This window comes from Acutalibacter intestini (assembly GCF_034334985.1).
Taxonomy (GTDB): domain Bacteria; phylum Bacillota; class Clostridia; order Oscillospirales; family Acutalibacteraceae; genus Acutalibacter; species Acutalibacter intestini.
In genome coordinates, this window is sequence record NZ_JAWXXL010000074.1 from 1 (window position 1) to 5,842 (window position 5,842).

General features: G+C 58.3%; 9 protein-coding genes and 1 pseudogene. 8 read left to right on the plus strand and 2 right to left on the minus strand.

The features are described 5' to 3' along the window. The 5 genes from U8U68_RS21280 to U8U68_RS21300 form a co-directional block, all read left to right on the plus strand. Positions 1–799, plus strand: a 799-nt coding sequence (locus U8U68_RS21280) for an amidoligase family protein (protein ID WP_322204383.1), incomplete at its 5' end; no start/stop codon positions are given. 102 nt (positions 800–901) lie between these two features. After that, a complete protein-coding gene (locus tag U8U68_RS21285) occupies positions 902–1,366 on the plus strand; it encodes a gamma-glutamylcyclotransferase family protein (RefSeq protein WP_322204385.1) in 465 nt (154 codons plus the stop codon). Continuing rightward, entirely contained in the window at positions 1,363–1,560 is a 198-nt protein-coding gene (locus U8U68_RS21290; protein WP_322204387.1) for a hypothetical protein, read from the plus strand. The genes U8U68_RS21285 and U8U68_RS21290 overlap by 4 nt, the downstream gene beginning before the upstream one ends. A 128-nt stretch (positions 1,561–1,688) precedes the next feature. Then, on the plus strand, positions 1,689–1,991 hold the full coding sequence (locus tag U8U68_RS21295; protein WP_322204389.1) for an Nmad4 family putative nucleotide modification protein: 303 nt from the start codon (positions 1,689–1,691) through the stop codon (positions 1,989–1,991). Between the two features lie 10 nt (positions 1,992–2,001). Beyond that, entirely contained in the window at positions 2,002–2,229 is a 228-nt protein-coding gene (locus U8U68_RS21300) for a hypothetical protein (RefSeq protein WP_322204391.1), read from the plus strand. A gap of 65 nt (positions 2,230–2,294) precedes the next feature. Here U8U68_RS21300 and U8U68_RS21305 read toward each other — a convergent pair whose 3' ends face one another. Continuing rightward, the gene (locus U8U68_RS21305; protein WP_322204393.1) at positions 2,295–2,936 is read right to left on the minus strand and encodes a hypothetical protein; all 642 of its coding nucleotides are present in this window, start codon (positions 2,934–2,936) and stop codon (positions 2,295–2,297) included. Positions 2,937–3,058: 122 nt separating this feature from the next. Between U8U68_RS21305 and U8U68_RS21310 the strand changes: the two genes are divergently transcribed. Further along, positions 3,059–3,532: a phage terminase small subunit P27 family gene (locus U8U68_RS21310; protein WP_322204395.1), complete on the plus strand. Its 474-nt coding sequence runs from the start codon at positions 3,059–3,061 to the stop codon at positions 3,530–3,532. Continuing rightward, positions 3,532–5,121, plus strand: coding sequence for a terminase large subunit (locus U8U68_RS21315; RefSeq protein WP_322204397.1), 1,590 nt, complete (start codon positions 3,532–3,534; stop codon positions 5,119–5,121). The genes U8U68_RS21310 and U8U68_RS21315 overlap by 1 nt, the downstream gene beginning before the upstream one ends. Here the strand turns inward: U8U68_RS21315 and U8U68_RS21320 are convergent. Then, the gene (locus U8U68_RS21320; RefSeq protein ID WP_322204398.1) at positions 5,091–5,594 is read right to left on the minus strand and encodes a hypothetical protein; all 504 of its coding nucleotides are present in this window, start codon (positions 5,592–5,594) and stop codon (positions 5,091–5,093) included. The two genes, U8U68_RS21315 and U8U68_RS21320, sit on opposite strands and share 31 nt — an antisense overlap. 81 nt (positions 5,595–5,675) lie before the next feature. On the opposite strand from U8U68_RS21320, the pseudogene U8U68_RS21325 reads away from it, so the two are divergent. Next, positions 5,676–5,842 (plus strand): annotated as a pseudogene (locus U8U68_RS21325) (phage portal protein); the annotation flags it as partial.

A 5,842-nucleotide genomic window follows, 5' to 3' on the forward strand; every position in this document is an offset into this window, starting at 1 on the left:
CAACGGCTACTACACCTGGTCGGCCTGGGACGCCCAGGGCCGCGAGTGGAAGTTCCAGCGGGACGTGAGCATCGAGGGGCCGGACAGCGAAAAGTGCGAGATGGTCACGCCGATCCTCACCTACGCCGACATGGACACCCTCCAGGAGCTGGTGCGGCGGCTGCGCAAGGCTGGAGCCAAGAGCGACTACACCAGAGGGTGCGGAGTCCACATCCACATCGGGGCCAAAGGCCACACCGCCCAGACCCTCCGCAACCTGGCGAACATCATGGCCAGCCACGAGAGCCTCCTGGCGGATGCCCTGGCCCTCGACCACTACCGCATGAGCCGCTACTGCCGGACGGTCAGCCCCCGGTTCATCGAAACGGTCAACCGCCGCAAGCCCAGCACCATGAGCGACCTGGCGGACATTTGGTACAGCGCCAACAACGCCACCTACGGCAGGAACCAGCACTACAACGACAGCCGCTACCATATGCTCAACCTCCACGCTACCTTCACCAAGGGTACGGTCGAGTTCCGGCTTTTCCAGTTCGACGCCCCTACCGCCGACCGTAAGAACGGCCTCCACGCCGGACAGCTCAAGAGCTACATCCAGCTTTGCCTCGCACTGAGCCAGATGGCGAAGTCGGTCAAGACCGCCAGCCCCAAGCCCCAGCAGAACGACAACCCCAAGTACGCCATGCGCACCTGGCTCCTCCGCCTGGGCTTCATCGGCGAGGAGTTCGCCACCGCCCGCGACCTGCTGACCCGCCGCCTCGCCGGGGACGCCGCCTTCCGCAACGGACGCGCCGCTTGAAGGGCAAACAGAAGGAGATAGCCTTCTGCTACCTTACCTTTGACCGCTTCGGCGGTCTTAAGGTGGTAGAAGGGTACCTCCTTCGGAAAGGACGGAATCAAAATGGCAAAAAGATACTACATCGCCTACGGCAGCAACCTCAACATCCCGCAGATGCGGATGCGCTGCCCAGGGGCGCGAATCATCGGCACCTCAGTCATCCCCGACTATGAGCTGCTGTTCAAGGGGAGCAAGACCGGCTCCTACCTCACCATCGAGCCGAAAGCCGGGGCCAGCGTCCCGGTGGCGGCATGGGAGGTCAGCGAGGAGGATGAGCTGGCCCTGGACCACTACGAGGGCCACCCCACTTTTTACTACAAGGCCGAGATGGTGCTGCCCATCAAGGGCATCCGTTCCGGCAAGGTTCGCCGCCGCAGGGTGTTCGTTTATATTATGCACGAGGAACGGAGCCTCGGCCTGCCCTCCGCCCACTATGTGGCGGTCTGCCGAGCCGGGTATGATGCCTTTGGCTTCGGCCAGCGGTACTTGACCGACGCCATCCAGCGGAGCATGGAGGGGATGAAATGAAAGACAACATTTTTCGCATTTCGGTCTGCCCCAGGTGCGGCCAGACCTACACCGCGCCCCCGGCCACAGCCAGGGACGGCTCCGGCCCCATCTGCCCCGACTGCGGCACCAGGGAGGCTCTGGAGAGCATCGGGGTGGACACCGCCGAGCAGGACAAAATCATCGACACCATCCACCGCTGCCAGAGAAGGTAATTTACACAGTTTCCACGCCAGTTATTTGTGTAGTTTACGTTCCGAATTGTCTTGCTATTATCTCCGTTTAGAGCGAATATGGGTACACCGAAAGGGAAAACCACACTTTGAAAACGGAGGACAACACCATGAAAATCAAGATGAACAGCAAGACCGCAGCCAAGGCCGACACCTACCGGCTCCCCACCGCCACCACCCCGGAGAACCTCGAAATGCGGTTGATGAACAACTGCGGCACGATCCTCACCTTCGGCGACCGCGTCCTGGTCGCGGGGTACTACTACAACCCCAACGGGCGGTGCTACTACGGGGCTACCTACCGCTTCACCACCGCCGACCACACCTGCGAGGGCCGGGTGGAGCTGGTCAGCATCTCCGAGGACGCCTTCGAGGACAACGGCCACGCCATTGCCTGGGCGATGGCCCACTGAGGGGGTGCGGATGATGACGAGGCAGAAAAAGGAAATCGTCAAGAAGATTGACCGCATACAGACCGGAATCGAGATGGACGAACGGATGGGGTGCGGATTGCCCCCAGCGGTCTACGAGGAGCGGGAGCGAGAGGTCTACGGCCTTTTGGAGCAACTGGCCCGGCTCCAGCACTACGCCAGCGTTGAGGAGATGCTCTACGACACGCGAGGCTGCGAGAACAGCGGATGCCCCTGGTGAACTGAACCAAAACCGAATACGCCGCAGCACCAGCCCTCCGGGGCTGCTGCTCGTTATGAACCGTCTTATTCGTCCCACGACCGGCCCTCTGTAAGAATCTCGTCCAAACAGCCGTCATCGTAGGAAGGACTGTCGCCCTTGTATGGCACAGCGCGGGGCCTGCCCATTTTGTAGAACTTGCAGGATTTGGGTCCATAGCAGAAACTTTCAAAGCGGTATTTCTGCCTGACGCCCCAATCATACTCAATGGCCACCGCCGCCATGGTGGCCCAGACACACTGAAAGAATTTCCCCTTGTAGCAGGAGGTGCTAAGCATCCTGGCACCCCGCCGTTCACAGGTAGCCATATCCGGCAGCGGTGCGAGATAAGGCGGCGGAGAACCTGCATCCTGCGGCTCTGCGGCGCGTTCCACCACCTTCAGCGCCCCAGCGCGGTAGTAATCGGCGTACTCCGTGACCGCATACATCTTCGTCCAGGCAGTTCCCTTTATCTTATCGCCGATACGAAATTGTGCTTTTTGCTGCTGCTTTTCCGAAATTGCCACAGAAAAAGGCCCTGCCAAACCGTTGACTTCTCCGTCCAGAAACAGGTTGTAGCCCAGATGTGAATGGGTGCGGTTGTCCAGCCGGTACCGCCAGACGGTGGTGCGGGGCTGAATGGAAACGATAGTGCCGGACCATGCCCGTTTTTCTGATTCATTTTTCATGAAAGGACCTTCTTCCTGCTATGTGATTCACCTCATTATATCGTAGGACTGTTTTTTTGTCGACCACTTGCCGCTGGGCAGGTCATTTTTTATACCCATTTTGTAGAAAGGAGGCGGTTCCGATGGCGACACGAGGCCGCAAACCCAAGCCCACCGCAATCAAAGAACAGGAAGGTAACCCCGGCAAGCGTCCACTGAACGCCAACGAGCCGAGACCGGAGCGCAAAGCTCCCCGCTGCCCAGCTTGGCTGGACACTGAGGCCAAGCGAGAGTGGCGGCGCATGGGCAAGGTGCTGGAGCAGATGGGCATCCTCACCGAACTGGACATGGCGGCGTTCGCTGGCTATTGCCAAGCCTACGCCCGATGGAAGGAGGCAGAGGAGTTCATTACCCAGCACGGCTCCATGATCCGCACCCCCAACGGATACCTCCAGCAAGTGCCGCAGGTGTCCATCGCCCAGACCAATATGAAAATTATGCTCCGTTTCTGTGAGCAGTTCGGCTTGACTCCCTCGGCTCGGAGCCGCATCATCGCCGGGGACGGCTCGGTGGAGCCTGCGGACGAGATGGAGAAACTGCTGGGAGGTGGCTCCTGATGGCATACGAATACACCCCCTCCAAGTTCATGCTCCCCACCTCCCGCTACGACAAGGCCAAGGCGGACCGGGCCGTCACCTTCATCCAGAATCTCTGCCACACCAAAGGCAAGTGGGCCGGGACCCCGTTCATGCTCCTCCCTTGGCAGGAGCAGATCGTGCGGGACATCTTCGGCATTGTGAAGGAGAACGGCAAGCGGCAATTCCTGACCGCCTATGTGGAGATTCCCAAGAAACAGGGCAAGTCGGAGCTGGCGGCTGCGGTGGCACTGTATCTGCTCTACGCTGACAACGAGCAGTCGGCGGAGGTCTACGGTGCGGCCTGCGACCGCAACCAGGCATCCATCGTGTTCGATGTAGCAAAGCAGATGGTGCAGATGTCCCCGGCGCTCATGCGCCGCTCCAAGATCACCGCCGCCCAGAAGCGCATCGTGAATTACAGCAACAACGGCTACTACCAGGTGCTTTCGGCGGAGACCGGCACTAAGCATGGGCTGAACGTGTCCGGGCTGGTCTTTGACGAGATACACGCCCAGCCCAACCGCCAGCTCTACGATGTTCTCACCAAAGGCTCCGGCGATGCCCGTGAGCAGCCGCTGTTCTTCATCATCACCACCGCTGGCACCAACAAAAACAGCATCTGCTACGAACTGCACACCAAGGCCCTCGACCTGCTGGATGGCCGGAAGAATGACCCATCGTTTTATCCCGTGGTGTACGGCCTGAGTATAGAGGACGATTGGACGGATGAGGCCAACTGGTACAAGGCCAACCCCTCCCTGGGACATACCATTTCCATTGACCGGGTGCGGGAAGCCTACCAGAACGCCTTGGACAACCCCGCCGAGGAAAATGTGTTCAAGCAGCTCCGCTTGAACATCTGGACTTCCGCCACCGTGTGCTGGATACCGGAACACATCTACGACCGGGGCAACCGCCCTATCGACCTGGATGACCTCTATGGCCGGGATTGCTTTGGGGGCCTCGACCTCTCCAGTACCTCGGACATCACCGCCCTCTCGCTGGTGTTCCCGCCCCGGTCGGAGGAGGAGGCCTATATCGTGCTGCCATTCTTCTGGCTCCCGGAGGAAACGTTGGAGCTACGCTGCCGTCGCGACCATGTTCTCTACGATGTGTGGAAACGGCAGGGCTTCATCAACACCACCGAGGGCAACGTGGTTCACTATGGCTTTATCGAAAAGTTTATCGAGGATTTGGGGGAGCGGTACAACATTAAGGAGATCGCCTTTGACCGCTGGAATGCTACGCAGATGGTACAGAACTTGGAGGACATGGGCTTTACCGTGGTCCCCTTCGGTCAGGGCTATAAGGATATGTCCCCGCCCTCCAAGGAGCTGTACAAGCTGCTGATGGAGGGCCGCATCAACCACGGCGGCAACCCGGTCTTGAAGTGGATGGCTCAGAATGTGGTCATGCACCAGGACCCGGCTGGGAACATCAAGCCGGACAAGGACAAATCCACAGAAAAAATAGATGGCATCGTGGCAACAATCATGGCCCTCGACCGGGCCATCCGCTGTCAGGATGCCACCTCTGTTTATGACACCAGGGGCCTGCTATTTATCTGACCCGCTGCTAAACAAGCAGTAACAGCCCCTTTTGCCGCTGCCTCAGTAACGACAGACAGAGTGCTGTTGAGTATTTTCACAAGCTCCTTTAGGGGCTGACCTGAGTATGTATCGCTTTTTTCTGTGGAGTCATAGTAGGTAATCCCGTCTTCAATTCTAAGTCTGATCCAACCTGCATTTACAAGGTCATCAATCATTCCGTTAAACTCACCCTCACTCATAAAGCACATATCCTTGGTAATATGGTGACGGTTAATACACGCTTTTACAATATGCGCCCGTAACTGGGGAGCTTTTGTACTGGGTTTCAGCGAATTGCACCTATAGGGCCTCCGAGCTGATTCGGGGAATGTGTATTCCCCTGTGGACTCATCCTGCAAAGCACCTGGAATGAGATCTTTTGCCAGCCAATCGGACACATATTTTTTCTTTGTTACGCCGACTTTTTTCATGTAGCCATTCAAATCCAACATGATGGCTGCCTCCTTCGACAGTGTTCTGCAATATTCTACCACATAGCCATTCGGAAATAAAGACCAAGGAGTGTGATTTCTATGGGCTTTTTCAGCAGTCTGTTCCGTTCGCGGGACGCCCCCCAGAACCGCACCGCCGGGAGCGGCTACACCTTCTACTTCGGCGGCTCCACCTCCGGCAAGGCCGTCACCGAGCGGAGCGCCATGCAGATGACGGCGGTGTATTCCTGCGTCCGCATCTTGGCGGA